General features: G+C 36.2%; 23 protein-coding genes and 1 pseudogene. 22 read left to right on the forward strand and 2 right to left on the reverse strand.

What is annotated here, in order from left to right:
* Positions 1–14: 14 nt before the first annotated feature.
* The 11 genes from FNW17_RS00200 to FNW17_RS00250 all read left to right on the forward strand — a co-directional run bounded on the left by FNW17_RS00200 (position 15) and on the right by FNW17_RS00250 (position 12,440).
* Entirely contained in the window at positions 15–2,405 is a 2,391-nt protein-coding gene (locus tag FNW17_RS00200) for a M20/M25/M40 family metallo-hydrolase (RefSeq protein WP_235893224.1), read from the forward strand.
* 80 nt (positions 2,406–2,485) lie between these two features.
* The gene (locus FNW17_RS00205) at positions 2,486–3,169 is read left to right on the forward strand and encodes a hypothetical protein (protein ID WP_144070598.1); all 684 of its coding nucleotides are present in this window, start codon (positions 2,486–2,488) and stop codon (positions 3,167–3,169) included.
* A gap of 120 nt (positions 3,170–3,289) precedes the next feature.
* Positions 3,290–4,147, forward strand: a complete 858-nt coding sequence (locus tag FNW17_RS00210; RefSeq protein WP_144070599.1) for a L,D-transpeptidase — start codon at positions 3,290–3,292, stop codon at positions 4,145–4,147.
* Between the two features lie 61 nt (positions 4,148–4,208).
* Positions 4,209–5,066, forward strand: coding sequence for an NAD(P)H-binding protein (locus FNW17_RS00215; protein ID WP_144070600.1), 858 nt, complete (start codon positions 4,209–4,211; stop codon positions 5,064–5,066).
* A gap of 1 nt (position 5,067) precedes the next feature.
* On the forward strand, positions 5,068–5,991 hold the full coding sequence (locus tag FNW17_RS00220) for a DMT family transporter (RefSeq protein WP_235893225.1): 924 nt from the start codon (positions 5,068–5,070) through the stop codon (positions 5,989–5,991).
* A gap of 55 nt (positions 5,992–6,046) precedes the next feature.
* Complete coding sequence (locus FNW17_RS00225) at positions 6,047–6,712, forward strand: SCO family protein (RefSeq protein WP_143390492.1); 666 nt, start codon at positions 6,047–6,049, stop codon at positions 6,710–6,712.
* 82 nt (positions 6,713–6,794) lie between these two features.
* Positions 6,795–7,028, forward strand: a complete 234-nt coding sequence (locus FNW17_RS00230; protein WP_143390491.1) for a FeoA family protein — start codon at positions 6,795–6,797, stop codon at positions 7,026–7,028.
* A gap of 6 nt (positions 7,029–7,034) precedes the next feature.
* Positions 7,035–9,137 carry a ferrous iron transport protein B gene (gene feoB, locus FNW17_RS00235; protein WP_143390490.1) on the forward strand — a complete coding sequence of 701 codons (2,103 nt, stop codon included), beginning with the start codon at positions 7,035–7,037 and terminating at the stop codon, positions 9,135–9,137.
* A gap of 80 nt (positions 9,138–9,217) precedes the next feature.
* Complete coding sequence (locus FNW17_RS00240; RefSeq protein ID WP_143390489.1) at positions 9,218–11,443, forward strand: TonB-dependent receptor family protein; 2,226 nt, start codon at positions 9,218–9,220, stop codon at positions 11,441–11,443.
* Between the two features lie 372 nt (positions 11,444–11,815).
* Complete coding sequence (locus tag FNW17_RS00245; protein WP_143390488.1) at positions 11,816–12,301, forward strand: PAS domain-containing protein; 486 nt, start codon at positions 11,816–11,818, stop codon at positions 12,299–12,301.
* Positions 12,302–12,314: 13 nt separating this feature from the next.
* On the forward strand, positions 12,315–12,440 hold the full coding sequence (locus tag FNW17_RS00250; protein ID WP_143390487.1) for a FeoB-associated Cys-rich membrane protein: 126 nt from the start codon (positions 12,315–12,317) through the stop codon (positions 12,438–12,440).
* On the opposite strand, the gene FNW17_RS00255 is transcribed toward FNW17_RS00250, so the two are convergent.
* Together FNW17_RS00255 and FNW17_RS00260 are read right to left on the reverse strand one after the other, a co-directional pair.
* Positions 12,434–13,093 (reverse strand): metal-dependent transcriptional regulator, encoded by a 660-nt coding sequence (locus FNW17_RS00255; protein WP_143390486.1) that lies wholly within the window; start codon positions 13,091–13,093, stop codon positions 12,434–12,436. The genes FNW17_RS00250 and FNW17_RS00255 overlap by 7 nt on opposite strands.
* 128 nt (positions 13,094–13,221) lie before the next feature.
* The gene (locus FNW17_RS00260) at positions 13,222–15,093 is read right to left on the reverse strand and encodes an Nramp family divalent metal transporter (RefSeq protein ID WP_143390485.1); all 1,872 of its coding nucleotides are present in this window, start codon (positions 15,091–15,093) and stop codon (positions 13,222–13,224) included.
* A 92-nt stretch (positions 15,094–15,185) separates the two neighbouring features.
* Between FNW17_RS00260 and FNW17_RS00265 the strand changes: the two genes are divergently transcribed.
* The 11 genes and pseudogenes from FNW17_RS00265 to FNW17_RS00310 all read left to right on the forward strand — a co-directional run bounded on the left by FNW17_RS00265 (position 15,186) and on the right by FNW17_RS00310 (position 26,904).
* A complete protein-coding gene (locus FNW17_RS00265) occupies positions 15,186–17,462 on the forward strand; it encodes a TonB-dependent receptor (protein WP_144070602.1) in 2,277 nt (758 codons plus the stop codon).
* A 48-nt stretch (positions 17,463–17,510) separates the two neighbouring features.
* On the forward strand, positions 17,511–17,975 hold the full coding sequence (locus tag FNW17_RS00270; protein ID WP_144070603.1) for a thioredoxin family protein: 465 nt from the start codon (positions 17,511–17,513) through the stop codon (positions 17,973–17,975).
* Positions 17,976–18,116: 141 nt separating this feature from the next.
* On the forward strand, positions 18,117–18,527 hold the full coding sequence (locus FNW17_RS00275) for a BrxA/BrxB family bacilliredoxin (protein ID WP_144070604.1): 411 nt from the start codon (positions 18,117–18,119) through the stop codon (positions 18,525–18,527).
* A 146-nt stretch (positions 18,528–18,673) separates the two neighbouring features.
* On the forward strand, positions 18,674–19,060 hold the full coding sequence (locus FNW17_RS00280; RefSeq protein ID WP_143390481.1) for a hypothetical protein: 387 nt from the start codon (positions 18,674–18,676) through the stop codon (positions 19,058–19,060).
* Positions 19,061–19,184: 124 nt separating this feature from the next.
* Positions 19,185–20,219: pseudogene (gene trhO / locus FNW17_RS16210) on the forward strand (oxygen-dependent tRNA uridine(34) hydroxylase TrhO); the annotation flags it as partial.
* Positions 20,220–20,282: 63 nt separating this feature from the next.
* The gene (locus FNW17_RS16215; protein ID WP_185965256.1) at positions 20,283–21,497 is read left to right on the forward strand and encodes a peptidase U32 family protein; all 1,215 of its coding nucleotides are present in this window, start codon (positions 20,283–20,285) and stop codon (positions 21,495–21,497) included.
* Positions 21,497–21,727 carry a ferredoxin gene (locus tag FNW17_RS00290; protein ID WP_143390479.1) on the forward strand — a complete coding sequence of 77 codons (231 nt, stop codon included), beginning with the start codon at positions 21,497–21,499 and terminating at the stop codon, positions 21,725–21,727. The genes FNW17_RS16215 and FNW17_RS00290 overlap by 1 nt, the downstream gene beginning before the upstream one ends.
* A gap of 184 nt (positions 21,728–21,911) precedes the next feature.
* The gene (locus FNW17_RS00295) at positions 21,912–23,231 is read left to right on the forward strand and encodes a PSP1 domain-containing protein (RefSeq protein ID WP_144070788.1); all 1,320 of its coding nucleotides are present in this window, start codon (positions 21,912–21,914) and stop codon (positions 23,229–23,231) included.
* The gene (locus FNW17_RS00300) at positions 23,215–23,694 is read left to right on the forward strand and encodes a gliding motility lipoprotein GldH (RefSeq protein WP_143390478.1); all 480 of its coding nucleotides are present in this window, start codon (positions 23,215–23,217) and stop codon (positions 23,692–23,694) included. The genes FNW17_RS00295 and FNW17_RS00300 overlap by 17 nt, the downstream gene beginning before the upstream one ends.
* A gap of 9 nt (positions 23,695–23,703) precedes the next feature.
* Positions 23,704–26,016, forward strand: a complete 2,313-nt coding sequence (locus tag FNW17_RS00305) for a penicillin-binding protein 1A (protein WP_143390477.1) — start codon at positions 23,704–23,706, stop codon at positions 26,014–26,016.
* Between the two features lie 189 nt (positions 26,017–26,205).
* On the forward strand, positions 26,206–26,904 hold the full coding sequence (locus tag FNW17_RS00310) for a CoA transferase subunit A (RefSeq protein WP_144070606.1): 699 nt from the start codon (positions 26,206–26,208) through the stop codon (positions 26,902–26,904).
* The last annotated feature ends 34 nt before the right edge of the window (positions 26,905–26,938 follow it).

Genomic DNA, 26,938 nt, shown 5'->3' on the forward strand with positions numbered 1-26,938 from the left:
CCAATTCTATCCCTATGAAAAAAAATTATTCCTCCATTTTATCCGTATTGTTTATCCTTGGATTCCTTGGATTTACATTCTTCGCGATGATGCCCCAATGGACATCCGATGACGATGCTCCACTTGCTGAGTTTTCGACCAAAAGAGCTTTAGAACAAGTGAAAAACATTTCGCAAAAACCACATTTTGTGGGTTCCGAAAATCACGAGGTCGTGGCTAATTATTTGGTAGAAGAACTCCAAAATATGGGGTTAGAAACTTCCATTCAAGAAGGTTATTCTTTTTCAGATTGGGGAACATTGACCAAATGCAAAAACATCTTGTCTCGAATTAAGGGAACAAATAGCAACAAAGCCTTGCTCCTGCTTTCGCATTATGACAGCGCGCCACATTCCTATTCAAAAGGAGCTAGCGATGCAGGTTCTGGCGTGGCAACGATTCTCGAAAGTGTTCGTGCTTTTACTTACAACAAAAAACAACACCAGAACGACATTATTATTCTGTTTACAGATGCCGAAGAATTGGGTTTGAATGGTGCGGCGCTTTTTGTAACCCAACACAATTGGGCTAAAGAAGTGGGTTTGGTCTTGAATTTTGAAGCACGAGGTTCTTCGGGACCAAGTTATATGTTGATGGAAACCAATGCTGGAAATGCTGGATTGGTCAACCAATTCTCGGCCGCCAATGCCAAATATTCGGTTTCGAATTCCTTGATGTACAGCATTTATAAAATGTTGCCCAACGACACCGATTTAACTATTTTTAGAGAACAAGGCAATATTCAAGGCTACAATTTTGCCTTTATAGACGGACATTACAATTACCACACGGCTCAGGACGATGTTAATCATTTGAGTAAGAAAACCTTGACACATCAAGGAAAATATTTGATGCCGCTGTTGGATTATTTTTCGAATGCTGATTTAAATACGACACAAACCACTGAAGATGATGTCTATTTTTCGATTCCATTTAGCTTCATAAGCTACCCGTTTAGTTGGGTTTTACCAATGGTAATCATCGCTTTTGGGCTTTTGCTGATTTTACTATTTTTCGGAATTGCCAAAAGAATTTTATTCCTCAATGAAATCGCAAAGGGATTTATTCCGTTTTTGGGTTCGTTAATCGTTTCGGGATTAATCACGTTTTTGGGATGGAAATTATTATTGATAATTTACCCACAATACAACGATTTGCTCAACGGATTTACCTATAATGGACACGATTATGTTGCCGCTTTCACGCTGTTGACTTTGTCGATTTGTTTTGCTTTTTACCAACGTTTTTCTGCCAAAAAAGTAACGATGAATCATTCGGTTGCGCCCTTATTCTTTTGGATTCTGATCAACGGATTCATCGCATTCTTCTTAAAAGGTGCCGGATTCTTGATTATTCCCGCTTTTGCAGGATTGCTGATGTTGACTTCATTTGTATTAACACAAAGGTCAAAATGGATTTTGAACCTGTTTTTGAGCATTCCCGCTTTGTTGCTTATCGCACCGTTTATCCAAATGTTCCCAATAGGTTTAGGATTGAAAGTATTATTTGGAAGTGCCATTCTCACCGCTTTGACCTTTGGTTTATTGCTACCTATTTTTGGTTCGTTTATGCGAAAAGGAATGGCTTCTGTGATTTTTTTAGTATTGTCAATTGGCTTTTTTGCCAAAGCACATTATGAATCCGGCTATGAATTGGGCAAAGCCAAATCCAATAGTTTGGTCTATGTTTTGGATGCTGACAAAAACAAAGCAACTTGGGCTACTTACGACACCAATCTGGACGAATGGACGAAAACTTATTTAGGTCAAAACCCAAAAGACGCCAAAATTCTAAGCTCCATTTCGTTACCCAGCAAATACAAAACAGAATTCACTTTCTCTGCCGATGCGCCAATGAAAACCCTTTCGAGACCCATTGTAGAATTCCTGAAAGACAGCGTTGTTGGCGGTAATCGCTATTTGAAAATCCGAATCACTCCAACCCGAAAAGTGAATCGCTACGATGTTTTTGCCAATAAAAATCTAGTTTTTCAGAATTTCAAGGCCAATGGTTTGACGTTGTTGGGACAAAAAGGTTCCAAATACGAACGAAAAGGCAAGAAATTGTTGAGTTATTATGTGGTCGATCAATTGCCGTTGGAAATTGAATTCAGTGTTGCCGCTACCAGCATTTTGGATTTGGATTTAATGGAAAGCTCTTTCGATTTGATGAATAATCCTCTTTTTCCAATGGCAAAAAGAGCCGATTGGATGATGCCAACACCTTTTATTTTGAATGATGCAGTTGTAATTAAAGAGAAAATTAAACCATCGCCAAGATTGGTAAAACCCATTGCTGTGAAAGTTAGGAATGCCATTGAAAAAGATAGTTTGGGGATTCAAAAGGACAGTTTGAGGAAGCCGTAATAATGTGTGGTCACAAATATGAATCATTTGAACAAAGCTTGATGAAATTAAGAATCAATGGAAAATCGAACTAAATCAATTTGGAAGCCGCATTATTATATCAAGAACAGGCTGACAAAACTCGGGCAATTGTAAAAAAAGCCTTTGAAACAAATGAAACTGAAGTTCACTATAGCTTCAGAATAACTTTAGATGGTCTAATTAATTTAGTAGCAAAAAAACTAGTTGGAAAGTATGAAGAGCCGACAAAAGAATTTTTATATCAATTAAATATTGCCATTTCCTATATAAGATCACATTACATAATAAACGAGTTAATCCTTTCTGGGGATTTAATCGAAGCTTATACTTTAATAAGAAAGCAACTTGAAAAGCTAACAAGATTACACGAAATCGACAGTTTACCTCTCAAAATACTTATTGGACAAACACCAAAGGTCAACAATGTGTTTAAAGAGGTTGCAAAAGTATTATATAGAGAACTTTCTGAAGTTGCTCATTTTGGAAAGCCAAAAGTCAGTCAATTGATTTCGTTTCGTACTTCAGATGGAAAAAATGGACCTAGTCTATTTCCAACTTATAAAGAATCCGCATTAATCTGTTATGATAAAAATGCTTTTGTTGCTTTGTATTTCACTCACTGGTTAATTGAATTTACTATTAAACATAATAAAGAATATGAAAGTGAAGAAGATGAAAACACATTTTCTATACTTGAAAAAATGGCATTAGATTGTAATATTATTAAAACAGATAAAAAATAGGAACTATTAATAAACGAGACTCTGCGACATTTCATACCCGTAAAACCTACAACATTCCCCCATAATTATGTAACAATTTATTCTGTTTATTCCATCACTTTTACATAAAAGAAAAATGTTATGAAAAAATTGATTGTAATATTCGGAATTATATTAACACTTACCTCATTCTCTTGCAAAAAAGCAGAAGCTGAAAATTCGCAACAAACCTATAAAATTGTCAAAAAAGCACCCATTCGAAAAGCACCCAAAGCGGTTACGTATACTTTGGAAAACACCAAAGAGTGGTTGAAAATCAACAAAAATGCCGCAGACTTAGAAATTGTCATTGCCGTAAACAGAACCGATAAAACGTTTTTTACCAAAATGGATTCCGTGATTATTCCAACGGATAGGAGTGGCGACATTGCGTTTTATTTGCCTTTCCCCGTTGAAGTTCCCTATTTGGTGGATGTGGATAAAATTCTTTTCTTCTCTTATCCAACTCAAACTTTTGCGGCTTATGAAAACGGTGTTTTGATTTATACTGGCCCAACGAATATGGGTCGAAAAAAAGATCAAACTCCCACAGGATTATTTTTTACCAATTGGAAAGCAGAAGAAACCATTAGCACCTTTGATGATGAATGGAAATTACTTTGGAATTTCAACATCGAAAACAAAAAGGGAGTTGGCTTTCATCAATACGATTTACCAGGTTATCCAGCCTCGCATTCCTGCTTGAGGTTACTCGAAAAAGATGCTAAATATTTATATAAATGGGCGGATCAATGGGTGTTGGTCGACGATGAAAACGTAAAATTCAAGGGAACACCAGTTATAGTATTTGGAAGTTATCCTTTTGGCAAACCAAAACCTTGGTTGCAACTTGTAGAAAATCCAAAAGCCTTGACTATTGCCGAAAGTGAAATCGAAAAAGTTACCGAACCTTATTTGGAAACCATTTTAAAGGAACAGGAAAAAAGAAAGAAATCTTAAAACATATCGATTTTTAAATGGCTAACATTTAAACTACTTTTGAGGAATCAATTTTTTTACGATGACTCAAATTAGTATTCTTGGTTGTGGTTGGTTGGGTTTGCCATTGGCGAAAGCCTTATTGGAAAATGATTTTTCCGTAAAAGGTTCGACGACTTCTGTTGAAAAAATTTCGGTTTTGGAAAATTTAGGAATTCAGCCTTATTTAATTGCACTTTCAGAAAATGAAACGGTTGGGAATCTCAATGATTTTTTAGAAAATTCGACTATTTTAATTATCGATATTCCACCAAAACTTCGTGGTTCAGCAACTGATCCTTCGACTGCACTCAGGAAGACATTCGTTGAAAAGATTAAAAATCTGATTCCAAGTATAGAAAACTCCTCTATTGAAAATGTGCTTTTTATCAGTTCAACTTCCGTTTATGGCGACACTTCGACTGCGCTCAGTGTGACAGAGGAAACGGAATTAAATCCCGACACGGAAAGCGGCAAACAATTAGTGCAATCCGAGCAACTTTTGCAAAGTAATTCGAACTTTAAAACCACTATTTTGCGCTTTGGCGGATTAATTGGCGAAGACCGACATCCAATAAAATTCTTGGCTGGAAGAAAAAACATTGAAAACCCAAATGCTCCCATAAATTTAATTCATCAAGAGGATTGCATTGGTATCGTTATAAAAATTCTTCGTACTCCCGAAGTTTCGGGACAGAATGACAAATCAGAATGGAACGACACCTTCAATGCTGTGGCTCCTTTTCATCCGAGCCGAAAGGAATATTATACGCAGAAAGCGATTGATTTGAATTTGGATTTACCGGAATTTAATGCTGAAAACTCAATTTCAGGAAAGACCATTTTGAGTACTAAAATCGAAAATGTTTTGGAATATACTTTTGCAAAACCCCATTTATAAATTGAGAACTAAAATAAAAAACGCTTTTTTATCCAAGATTAACGCCATTGGATTACCCATTCTAGCTTTATGTTGGGTGAGCTTTTTTTGGGGAACGACTTGGCTGGCATCCAAAGAAGGCGTGAAACATATGCCCGCTTTGCAACTTGCGGGAATTAGACAATTCATTGGCGGAATCCTGTATGTTGGTTTCTTTTTATACAAAAAAACACCTTGGCCAAAGGGCAAACAATGGAAAGCAATAATCATTCTAAGCATTCTTAATTTTGTATTGAGTAACGGACTGAGTACTTGGGGCGTGAAATACATCAGCAGTGGTTTGGGGGCCATTATTGGAGCCATTTTCCCTTTATGGATTGTATTAATTACTGTTTTTAGAGGCGAAAAAATTGCCCGATTATCCATACTGGGATTAGTCATAAGTTTTGGAGGAGTTTGCGTTATTTTCTACGATCATCTGGCTGATTTTTTGAAACCTAATTTTAGATTTGGTATTTTTATTTCTTTAATTGCTACTTTTACTTGGGCTTTTGGAACTATGTACACTAGGAAAAAAGCGGCGAGTTTTAATCCGTATTTCAGTTTAGGATTGCAAATGCTGATTTCAAGCTTCATCACTTTGGCGATTATTGGCGCGACTGGAACTGGAGTAAATATCAGTTCGATTCCTGCAAATTCTTGGTGGGCTATTGGGTATTTAGTCATCATTGGATCCGTGCTCACCTTCATCGCTTATATTTATATGATTCAAAGACTTCCGGCAGAAATAAATAGTATTTACGCCTACATTAATCCAATTGTAGCGATTTTACTAGGTGCTGTAATTTATGGCGAACCACTCACAACGGCGATTGCAATAGGAGGTTCTATCACTTTGTGTGGGTTGTATTTGGTTAATTATTCGACAAGGAAGGCGAGAATTTAAAAAGGAAGTCTTTTATAAAATTCGGTTTTCGTATTTTTGTCTCAAATAATTATGTATGCAATCCTTTTTCTATAAATATCGAAAATTCTTTGGAGTATTATTGGTCTTTTCCATCATTACAATTTCCTTCTTTTATTCTGCATTAAAACCTAAAAAATCCTTACCAATATATAATCCATCGGATGTGAATCCAGAATTGGTGGATTCTACGGTGCAATACATCAGCAAATACCACACGATTGCCGATTTTTCGTTTACCAACCAAAACGGAAAAACCATCACTCAAAAAGACTATGAAGGCAAAATATATGTTGCCGATTTTTTCTTCACCACTTGCAAATCTATTTGCCCAAGAATGACAACAAATCTTGTCGATGTGCAAAAAGCGTTTTTTGATAATCCAAAAGTAAAATTGCTTTCCTTTACGGTTATGCCAGACGTTGACAACGTTTCGGTTTTGAAAGAATATGCAAAAACAAACGGTGTGATGGTCTCCAAATGGAACTTAGTCACCGGCGACAAAAAAGCGATTTACACCATGGCACGGAAATCTTATTTGGCTGTAAAACAAGGAAAACCCAAAGAGCAATACGATATGGTTCACACCGAAAATTTTGTGCTCGTGGATTCCAAAAAACGAGTTCGTGGTTTTTATGACGGAACCAAAAAAGAGGAAATCCAACGATTGATTGAAGACATCAAATGGCTTTGCGATAACTAAAAAGTACCAAACCTGACAATTATCACTTATTATTCTTTTATTTACATTACTTTTGTAATCTATATTCAATCTAAATAAGAAATTGAAAACCACGATTGCTAGCTTAAAAAAAGGAGAAAAAGCCATCATCAAAGATTTTGATGCCGATGTCATTCCTTTAAAATTATTAGAAATGGGTTGTTTGCCAGGAAACACCGTCCAATTACTTCAAATTGCTCCTTTTGGTGATCCTTTGTATTTAGATATAAACGGCTCACATCTAGCTATTCGCATCGAAACTGCCCGTGAAATTGAAGTAGATAGCATTACTAAATAACTCCAAATGAGCAAGCAAAATATCAATGTCGCTTTAATTGGGAATCCAAACGTGGGGAAAACTTCGGTTTTTAATCAGCTTACAGGATTAAACCAACAAGTGGGAAATTATCCCGGAATTACGGTCGAAAAGAAAGTTGGTTTTTGCAAATTACCTAATAATATCAATGCGAACGTAATCGATTTGCCGGGAACCTATAGTTTGAATGCAAGTTCCGCCGACGAAAGTGTGGTGATTGAACTTTTACTCAACAAAAAAGACAAACTGTTCCCCGATGTTATCGTTGTGGTTTCTGAAGTGGAGAATTTGAAACGTAATTTACTGCTTTTTACACAAATAAAAGATTTAGAAATTCCAACCATTCTTGTCATCAATATGATTGACAGAATGCAACTCAAAGGAATTTCGCTCGACATTCCATTTCTTGAAGAACAACTAAAAACGAAAATTGTGCTGGTAAGTTCCCGAAAAAAAATCGGTGTTGAAGCACTAAAAACACTAATCACTACTTACAAAACCATTTCGACAGAACCATGTTTGGATGCGTCTTCTATAGATGATGACTATTTTAATACACTTCGAAAAACGTTTCCAAACCAGTCCTTGTACAAACTTTGGTTGGTGATAACACAAGATGTGAATTTTGTGGATTTAAACAGAAAAGCTCTTGAAAAACAATCGTTTACAAAAACAAATTCAGAGCTTAAAAAATTACAACAAAAAGAAACCATCAAGCGCTACCAATTTATAAATAATACTTTAAAAATTGGTCAAAAAGTAGATTCGGCAAAAGCAACCGATTTCAGAAGCAAACTCGACCGAGTGCTTACCCATAAAGTATGGGGTTATCTCATTTTCTTTGTGGTTTTATTCGGCATTTTTCAATCCATTTTCGAATGGTCAAAAATTCCAATGGATTTTATCGATAGTAGTTTTGCCAGTTTGAGTTCATTGACAAATCAAAATCTACCTCCAGGAGCTTTTACCAATTTGATTGCTCAGGGAATTATACCTGGAATTGGTGGAATTTTAATGTTTATTCCTCAAATTACTTTTTTGTTTTTGTTCATTTCAATTCTAGAAGAAAGCGGTTATATGAGTCGTGTGGTTTTTTTGATGGACAAAATTATGCGCAGATTTGGCCTTTCCGGCAAAAGCGTGGTTCCCTTAATTTCAGGAACAGCTTGTGCTATTCCAGCCATTATGGCGACCCGAAATATCGAAAACTGGAAAGAAAGATTAATCACCATTCTGGTTACTCCATTTACCACTTGTTCAGCACGATTGCCTGTATATGCTATCATTATTGGACTTGTAATTCCTGATAAATATGTTTTTGGAATTCTAAATCTACAAGGTTTAACGCTGATGTTGTTGTATATTTTAGGATTTGGAATGGCAATACTTTCGGCTTATATGCTCAATAAAGTACTTCAACTCAATTGCAAAACCTTCTTTGTAGTTGAAATGCCCAATTACAAATTGCCGATGTTCAAAAACGTAATGATTACCGTTGTCGAAAAAACGAAAGCTTTTGTTTTTGGAGCGGGAAAAATAATCTTGGCAATATCGGTTATTTTATGGTTTTTGGCTTCTAATGGACCAAGCGAAAAATTCCGAAATGCCAAAACGATCATCACATCAAAAGCGGAAAACAAAAGTCTTTCAGTATTAGAAATCGAAAACAAAGTGGCGGCTTATAAACTAGAAAACTCCTATATTGGACTAATGGGAAAAACTATCGAACCCGCGATTTCGCCTTTGGGTTACGATTGGAAAATTGGTGTTGCCATTATCAGTTCGTTTGCTGCTAGAGAGGTTTTTGTGGGAACATTGGCCACAATATACAGCGTTGGCGGAAGCGATAATGAAAACACAATCCGTAACAAAATGGCAACGGAAACCAATCCTAAAACTGGGGAGAAAATATTTAATTTTGCCTCTGGAATTTCCTTATTGCTGTTTTATGCTTTCGCTTTGCAATGTATTAGTACTTTGGCCGTTACTAAAAAGGAAACTAACAGTTGGAAATGGCCCTTGGGACAATTGGTTTTTATGAGCAGTTTTGCTTACATTATGGCATTAATCGCGTATCAATTATTAAAATAAATTTCAATAAATTCCTTATTTATATTTTGTCTAAATAAAAATAATGTATATTTTTGCAGGACAAAACAAATAAATAAGAAATGAAATATCTATCTGCAGCCCTTTTATGCTTGCTTTTTGTAAAAATCACCTCCGCTCAAGAAGTTAAAAAGGATACCATAAATAAATTATCGACTGTCGTTATTGTTGTCAAACAACAAAGTCCTGAACGTATGCCAGAAATCAAAGACAACATCCTCTTTTCGGGTAAAAAAAATGAAGTTTTGAAACTTTCTAATCTTAATGCCAATTTAACCAACAATAATGCTCGTGAAGTTTTTGCCAGAATTCCCGGAGTAACTGTTTGGGAAAATGAAGGTTCGGGTTTACAAATTAATGTGGGTGTAAGAGGTTTAAGCCCTAATAGAAGCTGGGAATTAAATACGCGTCAGAACGGAGTAGACATTTCTGCAGATGTATTTGGCTATCCCGAGGCGTATTACAATCCACCTCTTGAAGCGGTTGAAACAATTCAAATGGTTCGTGGCGGCGCTTCTTTACAATTTGGACCGCAATTTGGAGGAATGCTCAACTATGTACTAAAAAGAGAAAAAGAAAAACCTTTTTCTTTTGAAACCCAGAACACTGTCGGCAGTTTTGGATTAGTAAGTTCTTTCAACGCTATTGGTGGAAAATATAAAAAATTCTCTTACTATGTTTACAATCATTCGAGAAGCGCTGATGGCTGGCGTGAAAATAACAGATTCACAGCGAGAAACACGCACGCCTTTGTGGAATATCGTTTTTCTGACAAAACAAAAATTGCTGCGGAATACACCAATTCAAATTATAATATGCAACAACCGGGTGGTTTGACCGATGATCAATTTAGATCTAATTCACGACAATCATTTAGAGAGCGCAATTGGTTTGGAGTGCCTTGGAACATTTTTTCTTTGAATTTCGATACCAAAGTAAATGCTAATTTTGATGTCTCTGTAAAAGCCTTTGGACTTATTGGTGAAAGAAATAGCGTTGGTTTTACAAATGGTCCAAATGTTGTCGATGCAATAAGCACTACAACAAATCAATATGCCAAACGTCGAGTAGATAGTGATATTTATAAAAATTTAGGTATAGAAAATCGAAATTTATACCGCTACAAACTTGGCAAAACTACTCAAAACCTTGCTTTTGGTGTGCGTTTGTATAAAGCAAACACTGAACGGTTTCAAAAAGGTGTTGGCACAACAGGAAGTAATTTTGATATGAGTATCGAAAATAGATACCCAACTGATTTGACATTTACAACCAAAAATATTGCGCTATTTGCCGAAAATCAATTTAAAATCACTGAAAAATTTAGCGTTACTCCAGGTATGCGTTTCGAACACATTAATTCTACATCAAATGGTAGAATCGATATTGTTTCTGGAAACGACGTTACAATTTCAGAAAAAAACATAACTAGAAACCAACCTCTTTTCGGCGTTGGGTTTGAATATAAGTTACGACAAACTAATTTTTACGCCAATATATCTCAAGCCTACCGTCCTGTTTTGTTTAGCGATTTAACTCCGCCAGCGGTAACAGATGTGATTGATCCTGCCCTGAAAGATTCAAGAGGATTTAACGCAGATATAGGCTATCGCGGGGTTTATAAGGGCTTTTTAAACTTTGATATGAGTGTTTTTTACCTAAGTTATCAGGATCGTGTTGGAGGTATTAATCAATTTATAGACAATGACCCAAGTAAAGGTACTTATTTGTTCCGAACCAATTTAGGAGAAACACGAAACAAAGGAATCGAAAGTTTTGTCGATTTAAACATTACCAAAATGTTTGGAATTCACAAGCCATACGGTAATTTAGATGTTTTTGCTTCAATGTCATTTATCGATAGTCGCTATGTCGATTTTCCTGTAACTACAAAATCAGGTGCTGCTCCAAACATTGTAATAACCGAAACAAACTTAGCAGGAAACAGAGTTGAAAATGCACCACGTTACATCCATAATTTTGGAATGTCTTGGGGAAATAATAACTTTTCAGCAACTGTTCAATACAAAATGTCAGGAAAAATATTTACCGATTCCAATAATACTGCTGCTCCGTCTGCAAACGGGCAAACAGGACTTTTAAATGGCTACGAAATTTGGGATTTCTCATCTGAATACAAAATTTACAAAAAATTTAACATTAGATCGGGTATTAACAATATTTTAGATAAAAGTTATGCTACTCGTCGAGCTAGCGGTTATCCAGGGCCAGGAATATTACCAGGCGAAGGCAGAAGTTTTTACGTTTCGGTGGGTTATAAATTGTAAAAAAAGTGGTTTTCAAAAATTTTGAAACCACTTTTTTATATTGAATACAACAAATTTTTGCAGGTTTCACCGGTAACTGAAAATTCAAATTGAATTATTTGTAGTCTTTTGCTTTGTTTAGCAAAAACAAACAAGGTAATGAAAAAGAAATTTTGTTTTCGAACTACACCTTTTTATTATGATTAATTTTTACTGTAATAGATACGTTTTACCAAGAACTCATTCATCAGTACTATGAAAGCAAATCAAAAATAATTATAACAGCTACTCTCAAACAAGTGTTAATATTGATTACAAGTTTTTACTTTTCAAAGAGTTCTTATGCTTTTCGACCTTTTATGGAGTACTTTTGTTAATCTTAAATAATTTTTCATGAAACATTATGACAATGCTTGTGCTCTGTATTCGAGCAAATTAAGAATAAAGTGTTTGCCTTTGACCTCTTGGGAATTTAGGAATCACTCTTTCTCTGATGCTATTTTATTTGGTAGAATACAATCAAACTGGAATACAAAACAAGATTATCTAAAACAATCTCAAAAAGAAAACAGAGAACTTATCGTTACAGATAAAAATTTTAGAATTGTGTTTGCAACAAATACTATTTCTAAAATAAGCGGCTACAGGCTAAAGGAAATATTGGGGAAATCTCCAAGAATGTTTCAAGGCGAAGCTACTTCTAAAGACACCCAACAAAAAATAAAAACAGCATTAACCGAGTTAAAACCATTCAAAGAAGTCATTTTAAACTATCGAAAAAATGGCAATTCCTATTGGTGCGAAATTGAGGCCTATCCAATGTTTGATAAAAATGGTACATTCTTAAACTATATTGCTTTAGAAAAAATCGCATCTTAAACAATCTTAAATTATGAATTTTCAAGAAATTTTAACATATGTAACCCTGGTAATCGCAGTTGTTTTTTTGGTTCGAAAATTCTTTTTCAAAAAGAAAAAAACCGATAAAAACTGTGGTGAGGATTGCAATTGTCAGTAGCCCACTTTCACATAAAGATTATTGGCTATTTTATTCGAAATTGTTAATTCTTTTACCTCGTTTACCACAATTTTAGTAGATAAATCAAAGCTTTCTTTAGAAATAATTTCGATTTTTGAACCCAAAGAAATGGCTTGTTTGTCTAAATATTTCAAAAATTCGGCGGAAGAATCTTTTACTCCTACACAAATTCCTGTTTGATTTATCGCTAAATCCGAAAGTAATTGTTTGTCCATTTTGACCATTCTTCCTTGAGCATCTGGAATAGGATCGCCGTGTGGATCTTCGGTGGGATTACCCAGAAAATCATCTAGTTTGTTGATGAGTTGCTCAGACTTGATGTGTTCCAATTGTTCGGCAATATCGTGAACCTCATCCCAAGCAAAATTTAATTTATTGACCAAAAAAACTTCCCACAAACGGTGTTTTCGCACGATCATTTTGGCAGAAAGTCGCCCTTTGTCCGTCAAGGAAACACCTTGGTATTTTTTATAATTCACCAAATCTTTTTCGGCCAATTTCTTCAACATATCGGTTACTGAGGAAGCCTTAGTTTCCATAGTTTCTGCAATGGCATTCGTACTCACCTCGGCATCAGTTACAGTGGTAAGATGATAAATCGCTTTTAAATAATTCTCTTCTGAAAAAGTCATTTGGAGGTTAGAGGTTAGAAGTTAGAGGTTAGAAGTTAGAGGTTAGAAGTTAGAGGTAAGAGGTAAAAAGTAATACTTTACCAATGAATAGGTCTTACTACTTGATACTTTAATCTTAATACTTTCTGCTAATTTTTTACAATAAACAAAGGTATCGAAATCTTGTGTCTTAATTTATCTACGGTTGTGCCAAAAATTAAATCTTTGAAACCAGTGTGACCATGGGTTCCCATTACCAAAACATCAAAACTTCCCTTGTTGATGATTTCTGGAATCACATTATTAGGCTTACCATAACCTAATTTTGTTTTTACCTTAAACCCTTTCTGCGAAAGCATTTCCCTGTATTCTGCCAATAATTTAGCATCAATTAGGGTTTCTTGATCTTCAATATTTTTACCGTAAACCATTGCTCCTACAGTTTCTACAACGTGAATCAAGGTGTATTTTGCTTCCAAACCGCCTAGCTCGAAAGCGCTGTTTATAGCAACCTCATCGGCCGAAGAGAAATCTACAGTTATGGCAATTCGCTTGGTATTATAAGTGCCAATTTTAGAGAATTGAAGGTCTAAATTGTGAGGAGTATGATTTAGAAATTCATGTTTTGCTTTGGTTATAAACGGTTTAAAAACGATAAATAATAACAAAATCAAGAATCCAAAAGCTAAAGGAACTACCGTAAGCCAGAGAATGATTGGGTTTTCTGAGGTTTCAAGCCAACCTAAAATTTCATTATATACTAATTTCACATTCAGCGAAACTATAATCAAAGCTACAATCCAAGAACCAATTTGAGTTAACTTACTAATATGAAAACCCTTCATTTTAGACTTGTCGCTCACGAAATGTATCAACGGAATAATGGCAAATCCTAATTGCAAACTCAAAATAACCTGACTCAAAATCAAAAGTTTTCCGGTCACGCTTTCGCCAAAAATAGAAATAACAATTACTGCAGGAACAATCGCGATTAACCTAGTTACAATTCTTCGCACCCAGGGTTGAATTCTTAAATTGAGATAGCCTTCCATAACAATTTGTCCAGCCAAAGTCCCTGTGATTGTTGAACTTTGCCCTGCTGCAATCAATGCAACGGCAAACAAAATGGGCGCCCATTTCGTGCCTAGAATTGGAGCCAAAAACTGATGCGCATCCTGTATTTCGGCAACTTCAAACATTCCGTTTTTATAGAATGTGGCTGCCGCCAAAATCAAAATAGCTGCATTTACAAAGAAAGCCAAGTTCAGGGCAATTGTACTATCGATTAAATTGTATTTCAAAGCTTGCTTAATTCCGGCAACACTTCTGTCGAATTTTCGAGTTTGCACCAGTGAAGAATGCAGGTATAAATTGTGTGGCATAACCGTGGCTCCAATAATTCCTATTGCGATATATAGTGCAGCCGAATTGGGCATTGAAGGGATTAAACCATACATCACTTTGCCCATTTCTGGTTGCGCAAAAATCATTTGAAAAATAAAGGAAATTCCAATAATTGCAACCAATACAATAATAAAAGCTTCCATTTTTCGGATGCCTTTGTTAATTAGAAAAAGCAATAAAAAGGTATCTAAAACGGTAATCCAAACAGCAGTAATCAGCGGGATATCAAATAATAAATTGATCCCGATAGCCATTCCTAGTACTTCGGCAAGATCACAAGCGGCAATGGCTACTTCGGCAAGAAAATAAAGAATGTAATTAATCGGTTTCGAATAGGTTTCTCGTGAAGCTTGTGCCAAATCGCGTTGCGTCACAATCCCTAATCTGGCACTCAAACTTTGCAAAAGCAAAGCCATCATATTACTCATTAGTAAAACCCAAAGTAAAGCATATCCAAACTGACTTCCGCCAGCTATATCCGTGGCCCAATTTCCAGGATCCATATACCCCACGCTTATCAAATAAGCAGGTCCAAAAAAGGCAAGAATTTTTCTAAAAGTCGAGGTTTTATTTTGTGTAGCTACCGATTGGTTTACTTCTTCTAAAGATTTGCTCATAGCCGAAATTGAATTATTAAGACAAATATATACAAAAAAATTTTGTTTGAGTAATTATTTTTTTAGATTTGTCTAAAAATTAATTTACCCAAATGAAATATTTATTTTTATTATTAACAATATTCGCTTTTAGTACTCTATTTTCGCAGAATACGGCTTCTATATCTGGCAGAATTACTGTTGAAAATAAGGAAATGCAACAAGCAACTATTGAAATACTAAAAACCAAGTACAAAACCCAAACCGATAGTTTAGGGATTTATAAAATAGACAATATTCCTGCGGGAAATTATAAATTTCAGATTTCATCTCTTGGCCTGAAAACCATATCCAAAAACATTATTCTAAAAGAAAAGGAGAATGTTATTCTTGATTTTGAATTAAAAGACAATGAAAACGAACTCAATGAAGTCGTGGTATCGGGAACCTTAAAGGCCGTAAAACGACTAGAAAGCACCGTTCCAGTTGAAGTGTATTCGCCTGTATTTTTCAAAAAAAACCCAACAGCCAGTATTTATGAAGCTTTGCAAAACGTCAACGGAGTACGACCTCAGCTCAACTGTGGCGTTTGCAACACGGGCGACATTCACATCAACGGACTCGAAGGACCTTATACTTCAGTGCTAATTGACGGAATGCCAATTGTGAGTAGCTTATCGACCGTTTATGGATTGTCTGGAATTCCAAATTCGTTGGTGGAACGCATCGAAATCGTGAAAGGTCCCGCTTCTTCTTTGTATGGAAGTGAAGCCGTGGGCGGATTAATCAATATTATTACCAAAAATCCAAGCAATGCTCCCCTGTTTTCTGCCGATGTATTTACCACTTCTTGGCTAGAAACCAATGTCGATTTAGGGGCTAAATTTAATATCGGCAAAAAAACTACTTCGCTTTTAGGACTAAATTATTTCAATTACGATCAAACCATTGACAATGATACCGATGGATTTACAGATGTAACATCACAAAACAGAATTTCGGTTTTTAACAAATGGAATTTCACGCGACAACAAAATCGATTATTCACGGTTGCCGTTCGAGGGATGTATGAAGATCGTTGGGGTGGCGATGTGCGTTGGGAGAAAAAATACCGTGGTGGCGATGAAATTTATGGCGAAAGTATTTATACTAAAAGAGGCGAATTGTTAGGGAGTTATCAATTGCCCTCAACCGAAAAACTAATGCTGTCTTTTTCTGGAACGATGCATTTTCAGGACAGTCGCTACGGAACAACTTCCTACATTGCCAATCAAAAAATTGGATTTCTGCAACTCACTTGGGACAAGAAAATAGGAAAAAATGATTTGCTGACCGGAATTGCTTCTCGTTATACGTATTACGATGACAACACGCCATCTACCACAATTTTAAACGAAAACAATCCCGAAAAAACTTGGCTTCCTGGGATTTTTGTTCAGGACGAAATTACTTTTAGCGAAAAACACAAAGTGCTTTTAGGCCTTCGATACGATTACAATTCCATTCACGGGAATATTTTAACTCCAAGATTTGCCTATAAATGGAAAATTAATGATGATAATATTTTGCGTTTCAATGCTGGAACAGGTTTTAGAGTAGTCAATTTGTTTACCGAAGACCACGCCGCTTTAACAGGTTCGCGCGAAGTGGTAATTGCCAACAATCTAGATCCGGAAAAATCAGTAAATACCAATTTGAATTACATCAAGAAAATATACTTTCCGAACGGTACTTTTTTAGGGATTGAAACCACTGCGTTTTACACCCGATTTAGCAACAAGATTGTTTCCGATTACGAAACCGATCCCAACAAAATCATTTACAACAACATCGATGGTTATGCTTTGAGCCAAGGGATTAGCTTTAATGCCGACATTAATTTTACCAATGGATTAAAATTCATACTAGGCGCTACCTATATGGATGTTTCCAATGTAGAAAATGGCATCAAAACACGACCTTATTTGACCGAAAATTTCACAGGAACTTGGACGGCTTCGTATAAAATCAATCCAATTAAGTTAGCCATAGACTACACAGGAAATGTATACAGTCCGATGAAACTACCGTTGTTAAGCGATACTGATCCGAGAAATCCGAATTCGCCTTGGTACAGTTTACAAAACATTCAATTTAGTTATTCAGGCTGGAAAAACTTTGAATTGTATGCTGGAATAAAAAACCTGCTCAACTTTACTCCAAAACGAAACAATCCGTTCCTAATTTCCAGAACCGAAGATCCTTTTGACAAAAATGTACAATACGATTCGAACGGAAAAGTATTGGTAACACCTGACAATCCTTATGGTTTAACATTTGACACGACTTATGTTTACGGCCCTAATCAAGGGATTAGAGGATTTTTTGGATTGCGATATAATTTGTTTTAAAAAATTTTATACTTGCTCGTCAGTTCGAGTAATATTGATTTATTTTAGATGAAAACATGGTTTTACATACTACTAATTTTCTTTTGGGCCATTCCATCTGGTTTTGCCCAATTGAAAACGTATTCTTTTGAAGAAGTCGAAAAATTATCGAAAGAAAACCCCAAACCATTTGTGGTTTTTATTCATACTTCTTGGTGCAACTACTGTAAGATGATGGAAAATTCCACTTTCAAAAACCCAGAAATAATTACCTTTTTAAACGATAATTTTTACTTTATTTCATTCGATGCCGAAAGTAAAAAAGACATTCATTTTAATAATCATACATTCCAGTTCAAGCCAAAAGGACAAAATACAGGTATTCACGAACTCGCCACAGCATTAGCTACCATAAATTCTCAAGTGGTTTATCCAACAGTTACTGTTTTAGAATCTGATTTTTCGATTGTATTCCAAAAGCATTCTTTTTTAAGTAGTAAAGAGTTGCTTGTTATTTTAGAAAAAACAAAATAAAGAGTTACTTTTTGGAAATATTTTCTACATCGAAAAACCATCTTATCAAACTATAACAAAACTTTATAATTCAAACTTACAACTTGATTTGAATCTTTGTAACTTTGCAACTTTCAAACAATAATCTTAAAATATAAAAATATGTATCCAGAAGAAATGGTATTACCAATGCAAGCTGAATTGACATCAGTTGGTTTTCAAGATTTACATAGTGCCGGAGCGGTTGATGCTGCAATAAATGCAGAAGGAACAACATTAGTAGTTGTAAATTCTGTTTGCGGTTGTGCTGCTAGAAATGCACGTCCAGGATCGGCAATGAGTTTAGACAATGCTAAAAAACCAGATCATTTAATCACTGTTTTTGCAGGAGTAGACAAAGAAGCGGTTGATGCTGCAAGACAACATATGTTTCCTTTTCCTCCATCTTCGCCAAGTATTGCTTTGTTCAAAGACGGTGAATTAGTTCATATGTTAGAGCGCCACCACATCGAAGGTCGTCCAGCTGAATTAATTGCTGACAACTTGAAAGACGCTTTCAACGAGTTTTGCTAATATTTTTTTAGAAAAAGTTAACCTAAAGCACTATTAATTTAGTGCTTTTTGCTTTTTATAAAATTATAAATCATTGTGCGTTTGCTCTTTTGTGATAATTTTTTTTTAACTTTACAGTATTACAAACAACTCTTATTGTCCTAATTATGAAGTGGTTTTTTAAAATATTGGTGCTTTCAATCCTGTTACAAAGTTTTCAATGTACTGACACAAATGACTCATCTGAAAATATAACTTCAGCACAATTAGAAACCAAAAAGCTAGAAATTCAAAATTACATCAACAGTTTTAGCTGTTCAGAAAGTGGCGGTTGCAATTATATTGCCTTTGGATCAAAACCTTGTGGAGGTCCTAGAACTTATTTGGTTTTTTCAAATAGTGTCAACCTGAATCATCTACAAGATTTGGTAACAAAATACAACGAAATAGACAATTTGCACAATATTCAAACGAATGCAATTTCAGATTGTTCAGTTCCTTTGCCGCCAAACGAAATCAGATGTGTCAATGGAATTTGTACTATCATAAATTAAACTCCTTATACAAATGCCATAAAACCACGTTCGTTCGTGGTTTTTGTTTTTAATAAACCTTGTGGCTTTGCGGTAAACATTCTACCTTTGCGCAACTATTTTTCTCAACTTAATTGTTTATAGCATGCAACTGTACAACACTTTAAGCGCAGAAGAGCGAGTCCTCATTATTGATGACGCCGGAAAACAGCGACTCACACTGTCTTTCTATGCTTATGCGCATTTACAAAATCCAACCCAATTCAGGAATGAATTGTTTCTTGCTTGGAATCCACTCGATGTTTTAGGCCGAATTTATGTTGCCAATGAAGGAATTAACGCCCAGTTATCTCTTCCGGCAGACAATTTTTATGCTTTCAAAGACACTATCGAAAAGTACGAATTTATGAATGGGATTCGATTGAATATCGCCGTCGAACACGATGATTATTCCTTTCTGAAACTCACCATAAAAGTCCGTGACAAAATTGTTGCCGATGGTCTGGAAGACGAAACTTTCGACGTGACCAACATTGGAATTCATCTCAAAGCCAAAGAATTCAACGAATTACTAGAAGACCCCAACACGATTGTGGTCGATATGCGCAATCATTACGAATCTGAAATTGGTCATTTTACCAATGCCATAAAACCCGATGTGGACACTTTTAGAGAATCTTTACCCATTATCGAAGATCAACTTTCAGAACACAAACAAGACAAAAAACTTTTGATGTATTGTACCGGCGGTATTCGATGCGAAAAAGCCAGTGCCTATTTCAAACACAAAGGTTTCGAAAACGTCTATCAACTTGAAGGAGGAATCATTGAATACACCCGCCAAGTCAAAGCCGAAGGCTTAGAAAGTAAATTTATTGGCAAAAACTTTGTGTTTGATCATCGCTTGGGCGAAAGAATTACTGATGATATTGTCTCGCAATGCCATCAATGCGGAAAACCTTGCGACGTGCACACGAATTGTGTGAATGAAGGTTGTCACTTGCTTTTTATCCAATGTGAGGAATGCAAAACCGCTATGGAGGGTTGTTGTTCTGCTGAATGTATGGAAGTAATTCATCTTTCGGAAGAGGAAAAAAAAGACATTCGTAGAGGTATTAAAAACGGAAATAAAATTTTCAAAAAAGGAAAATCAGATGTTTTAACTTTTAAAAAGTCAGTATCAGAAAATGAATCTTCATTAAAGTTAGTGAAACAAGATAAAACGATTCGAAAAATTGAATTAATGGCTCCAGCTGGAAGCTTCGAATCGCTTCAAGCAGCAATCGATAATAATGCGGATTCGATATATTTTGGAGTTGAGCAATTGAATATGCGCGCCAGAGCCACAGTAAATTTCACAATAGATGATTTAAAAGAAATTGCCCGTCGCTGCAAAGCCAAAAAAATTAGAACCTATCTAACTTTAAATACTATTATTTACGATCATGATTTATCGGTCGTGAAAACATTATTGGCCAAAGCCAAAGAAGCTAATATCACTGCGGTGATTGCGTCAGACCAAGCGGTGATTGCGATGGCGAGAACCATTGGAATGGAAGTCCATATTTCAACCCAATTGAATATTACTAATATCGAAACTATAAAATTCTACAGCCTTTTTGCTGATACGATGGTTTTGAGTCGGGAATTGAGTTTGCGCCAAGTGAAAAATATCACGGAGCAAATCATCAAAGAAGATATTAAAGGGCCAAACGGAAAATTGGTAGAAATAGAAATATTTGGTCACGGAGCATTGTGTATGGCGGTTTCGGGAAAATGTTATTTGAGTTTGCATTCGGATAATTCATCGGCAAATCGCGGTGCTTGCAAGCAAAATTGTCGCAAGAAATATACTCTTACCGATCAAGAAACAGGTTTCGAAATTGAAGTAGATAACGAATATTTGTTGTCGCCAAAAGATTTATGCACCTTAGATTTTCTTGACCAAGTGATTGATTCTGGTATTCAAGTTTTGAAAATCGAAGGTCGTGGTCGCGCTCCAGAATATGTGGCAACAGTAGTAAAAACCTACCGTGAAGCGATAGACAGTTATTATGAAGGCACATTTTCTAAAGAAAAAGTAGCAGTTTGGATGGAAGCATTGGGCACCGTTTACAATCGTGGTTTTTGGTCTGGCTATTATTTGGGGCAAGAATTGGGCGAATGGAGTGATGTTTCGGGTTCGATGGCAACTCAGAAAAAAGTATATGTTGGAAAAGGAACGCATTATTTCCCAAAAGCCGAAGTAGGACAATTCAAAATCGAAGCTTACGATATTAAAATTGGAGATAAAATATTGGTTACAGGTCCTACTACAGGCGCACAAGAAATGATTATCACAGAAATGTTTGTGAATGATGTAACAGCAGAAAAAGCTGTGAAAGGCGATAATTGCACTTTCAAATTACCTTTTCGCATTCGATTATCGGACAAATTATATAAAATCGTCGAAGCCTAATGGTCATTGTAACGCTACAACGGGCCAAATGTATTGGGTGTAATTATTGCGTGGAAATGGCGCCAATTCAATTTCAAATGTCTAAAAAAGATGGAAAATCGGTGCTGATTAAAAGCGTCAATTCCAAGGGGTTTTTTACTTTTAAATCGCCCGATCACACTATAACCGAAAGTTGCGAACTGGCTGCAAAAGCTTGTCCTGTGAAAATTATTTCGGTGAAGGAAACGTAGTTTTTATTTAAATTGAAATTGAAATCAACTCCTTAGGGCGTCATTGGTCTCCCGTTTTTTTAATAAATAATTATGCTTTTTTGAAGTATTTAACCCTTGTAACATAAAATTAAAAAATACTATCTTTACAGATTAAACGTTTATGAACTTAAATTGCGTCTATCGCAATACTACATATAAAATTATGGCATGTACAAGTTGTTCAACTTCTGATGGTGGTGCACCAAAGGGTTGTAAAAATAATGGAACTTGCGGTACCGATAGCTGCAACAAATTAACGGTTTTCGACTGGCTTTCGAATATGAGTTTGCCTAATGGAGAAACTCCTTTTGACTGTGTCGAAATACGTTTCAAAAACGGGAGAAAAGAATTCTATCGCAATACCGAAAAACTAACTTTAAGTATTGGAGACATTGTCGCTACCGAAGCTTCTCCGGGACACGACATAGGAATTGTGACGCTGACCGGTGAATTGGTGAAAATCCAAATGAAGAAAAAAGGAGTGAATCACACCAGTGTAGATGTTGCTAAAATTTACCGAAAAGCATCTCAAAGAGATATTGATATTTGGTCAAGTGCAAGAGATAAAGAAGAGCCTATGAAGGTTCGCGCTCGTGAATTAGCAATTTCACAAAAGCTAGAAATGAAAATTTCTGATATTGAATTTCAAGGCGATGGCTCAAAAGCAACTTTCTATTACACAGCCAATGATAGAGTCGATTTTAGACTTTTAATAAAAGATTTTGCTAAAGAATTTAGCACCAGAGTCGAGATGAAACAAGTGGGTCTTCGCCAAGAAGCGGCTCGTTTGGGCGGCATTGGATCTTGCGGAAGAGAATTGTGTTGTTCTACTTGGCTAACCGATTTTAGAAGCGTAAACACCTCAGCAGCACGTTACCAACAATTGTCTTTGAATCCACAAAAACTGGCGGGACAATGCGGAAAATTGAAATGTTGTCTAAATTATGAGCTCGATACTTATATGGATGCCCTAAAAGGGTTCCCGGATTTTGACACCAAATTAGTAACCGAAAAAGGCGATGCTATTTGTCAAAAACAAGATATTTTTAAAGGATTGATGTGGTTTGCATATACCAATGATTTTGCCAACTGGCACGTTTTAAAAATCGAACAAGTCAGAGAAATTATTGCCGAAAATAAACTAAAAAACAAGGTTGCTTCTCTCGAAGATTTTGAAATTGTGATTGATGTAGAGCCTGAACAACACTTTAATAACGCAATGGGGCAAGAAAGTTTAACCCGTTTTGACCAACCGAAGAAAAAGAAAAAGTCAAATAAAAAACGTAATGCTGGTGATAATTTAATTGTTGCAAATAATAGCAATAATAGTGGCAATAATAATGGCAATAATAACAACAATAAACGGCAAAATAACAATAGTAACAAGCCAAACAACAACTCCAAGGCTAATAATTCAAATGATACAAAACCTGTAGTAGCCAGGAAACCTATAATTATTACTAAAAATGAGAATAAGGAATAGTGCGTTACTGCTTTTAATGGTAATTCTCTTTTTTTCATGTGACAAAAAAAGAGTTTTCGACGAGTACAAATCCGTGGGAAGAGCCTGGCACAAAGACAGTATAGTTTCTTTCGATTTACCCGAATTAGATTCGACAAAACAGTACAATCTTTTTGTAACTTTGAGAGACAACAACAACTATCCGTTCAACAATCTGTTTTTGATTGTGGCGCTAGAAATGCCAAATGGCTTTACAAAAGTGGACACTCTTGAATATGAAATGGCTAATCCAGACGGTTCGCTAATGGGTGATGGCTTTTCGGACATAAAGGAAAACAAACTTTTTTATAAAGAAAAGGTGCGATTTAGAGGAAAATACAAAGTGCACCTCAAACAAGCAGTTCGTGAAAACGGAAAAGTCCCCGGTGTAACAGCTTTAGACGGAATCACCGAAGTTGGTTTTAGAATAGAAAACAGAGATTAAAAAGTAATTATGGCTAGTCAAAAAAACAATATTCAGACAAAAAATACCGAAAAAGACATTAACTACTATAAAAAGAAATTCTGGAAAATTTTCTTTTATGGACTTGGAGGATTATTATTATTTTTCTTGTTTGCCTCTTGGGGACTTTTTGGCTCGATGCCTTCTTTTGAAGATTTAGAAAATCCAGATTCTAATTTAGCCACCGAAATAATCTCGTCTGACGGAGTGATTCTAGGCAAATATTTTGAAAAAAACAGATCTCAATTAAAATATTCTGACTTACCAAAAAACCTTGTCGATGCATTGGTAGCCACCGAAGACACACGTTTCTATGAACATTCAGGCATTGACGGAAGAGGAACTTTAAGAGCAATCGTGAGTTTAGGTACAAGCGGTGGTGCAAGTACCTTAACGCAACAATTAGCCAAACAATTATTCCACGGTGAAGGTTCAAAATTCTTGCCTTTTAGAATCGTCCAAAAAATCAAAGAATGGATAATTGCCATCCGATTGGAAAGACAATATACTAAAAACGAAATCATTGCTATGTATTGCAACGTTTATGATTTTGGAAATTATTCGGTTGGTGTAAGTTCGGCAGCGCAAACTTATTTTTCAAAGGCTCCCAAAGATTTAACCATAGACGAATCGGCAATATTAGTCGGAATGTTCAAAAATTCAGGTTTATACAATCCTGTTAAAAATCCTCAAGGCGTTAAAAATCGTAGAAATGTGGTGCTTTCCCAAATGGAAAAAGGAGGGATAATTACCGAAGGACAAAAAGAAAAGCTTCAGGCCTTACCTATCACTTTAAATTTCAAATTAGAAAGTCACCGCGAAGGAACCGCCACCTATTTCCGAGAATATTTGCGTGATTATATGAAAAAATGGGTAGAAGAAAACAAAAAAGCCGATGGTTCCGATTATAACATCTACAAAGATGGCTTAAAAATCTACACCACCATCGATTCTAGAATGCAATTACACGCAGAAGAAGCTGTCGAAAAACACATGGCAAATCTGCAAGAACAATTTTTTGACGAGGCCAAAACCAATAAAAACGCTCCTTTTGTAAACATTTCGAAAGCAGAAACCGACCGCATTTTGAAGCAAGCAATGAAAGCCTCTTACCGTTGGACAGTAATGACAGAACTAGATAAAAGCGAAGAAGAAATTATAGCTTCTTTCAGCCAAAAAACAAAAATGAAAGTCTTCACTTGGAAAGGCGAAAGAGATACAATTATGACTCCCTTGGATTCCATAAGATATTATAAACATTTCCTACAATCGGGATTAATGGCTATGGAACCACAAACGGGAAGCATAAAAGCTTGGGTTGGCGGTATCAATTACAAATATTTCCAGTACGATCACGTAGGTCAAGGCGCGAGACAGGTAGGTTCTACATTCAAACCTTTTGTATATGCAACCGCTATCGAACAATTAGGAATGTCGCCTTGCGATACTATTCTTGATGGTCCATTTATGATTCGAAAAGGGCGTCATCACGTGACCGAAGATTGGGAACCAAGAAATTCGAACAATTCGTACCGAGGAATGGTTACTTTGAAACAAGGATTGGCCAATTCTATCAACACTATTTCGGCAAAATTAATTGACAAAACTGGTCCAGAAGCCGTGATCGAATTGACGCATAAATTAGGTGTCAAATCCGAAATCCCTGCTCAACCTTCTATTGCTCTTGGAGCTGTTGATATTACCGTAGAGGATATGGTTGCTGCCTACGGAACTTTTGCCAATCAAGGCGTTTACGTAAAACCACAATTCATTAGCCGTATCGAAGATAAAAGCGGCGTCGTGATTTACGAACCAATTCCAGAATCTCACGATGTATTGAATAAAGACATCGCTTTTGCCGTAATCAAATTACTCGAAGGCGTTACCGAAACTGGCTCTGGAGTCCGATTAAGAACTGAAGGTGGCGGAAGCGGCGACAATCGCTGGACAGGCTATCCGTATCTATTTAGGAACCCAATTGCGGGTAAAACCGGAACCACACAAAACCAGTCCGACGGTTGGTTTATGGGAATGGTACCCAACCTAGTTACTGGAGTTTGGGTAGGTTGCGAAGACCGTTCGGCACGTTTCAAAAGCCTAACTTATGGTCAAGGAGCAACTGCTGCATTGCCTGTTTGGGGCTATTTTATGAAGCTTTGTTACGAAGATCAAAACCTGAAAGTTTCCAAAGAAGATTTCGACAGACCTGCCAATCTTTCTATAAAAGTAGATTGCTACACACCACGAGCAGTTGTAAAAGACACCACCGTCGTAGAACAAGAAACCGAGGAATTCGGGTTATAATTTTTTTATTTGGAGCTATTCCAGCTATCCGCTATATCCACGCTGAAAAAGCGTGGGATACCGCTCCTATCTGGGCTAGGGCATTTGTTTTCAAAATGAATAATCCTCAAATTAAACTAATTTGAAAACTTAATTTCCTTATCCCGATAACTATCAGGACTTAATGGTTTAAATAATCATTTAATAATTATGATTAACAAAGAAGTTAACAACGTACACGAAGCACTCCAAGGAATCGAAAATGGAATGACCCTAATGCTCGGTGGTTTCGGATTGTGTGGCATTCCCGAAAACTCCATTGCCGAACTCGTCAAAAAAGAAACCATCGATCTGACCTGTATTTCCAACAATGCTGGAGTCGATGATTTTGGATTGGGATTACTGTTACAAAAACACCAAATCAAAAAAATGATTTCTTCTTATGTGGGAGAAAATGCCGAATTCGAGCGCCAAATGCTTTCCGGCGAACTCGAAGTAGAACTCATTCCACAAGGAACTTTGGCCGAACGCTGTCGTGCAGCCCAAACCGGAATCCCTGCTTTTTTCACACCAGCAGGTTTCGGAACAGAAGTCGCCATTGGTAAAGAAACCCGAGAATTCAACGGAAAAATGCACGTAATGGAATTGGCTTTCAAAGCCGATTTTTCTATAGTAAAAGCTTGGAAAGGCGACACAGCAGGAAACCTCATCTTCAAAGGAACAGCCCGAAACTTCAATCCTTGTATGGCCGGAGCTGCCAAAATCACCATCGCTGAAGTCGAGGAATTAGTCGATGCCGGAACCCTCGACCCCAACCAAATCCACACTCCTGGAATATTCGTGCAACGCATTTTTCAAGGCGAGAAGTATGAGAAGAGGATTGAGAAGAGAACCGTGAGGAAAAAATAGTGGTCAGTATTCAGTTTTTAGTGATCAGTTCGAA

The organism is Flavobacterium franklandianum, assembly GCF_007097365.1.
Taxonomy (GTDB): domain Bacteria; phylum Bacteroidota; class Bacteroidia; order Flavobacteriales; family Flavobacteriaceae; genus Flavobacterium; species Flavobacterium franklandianum.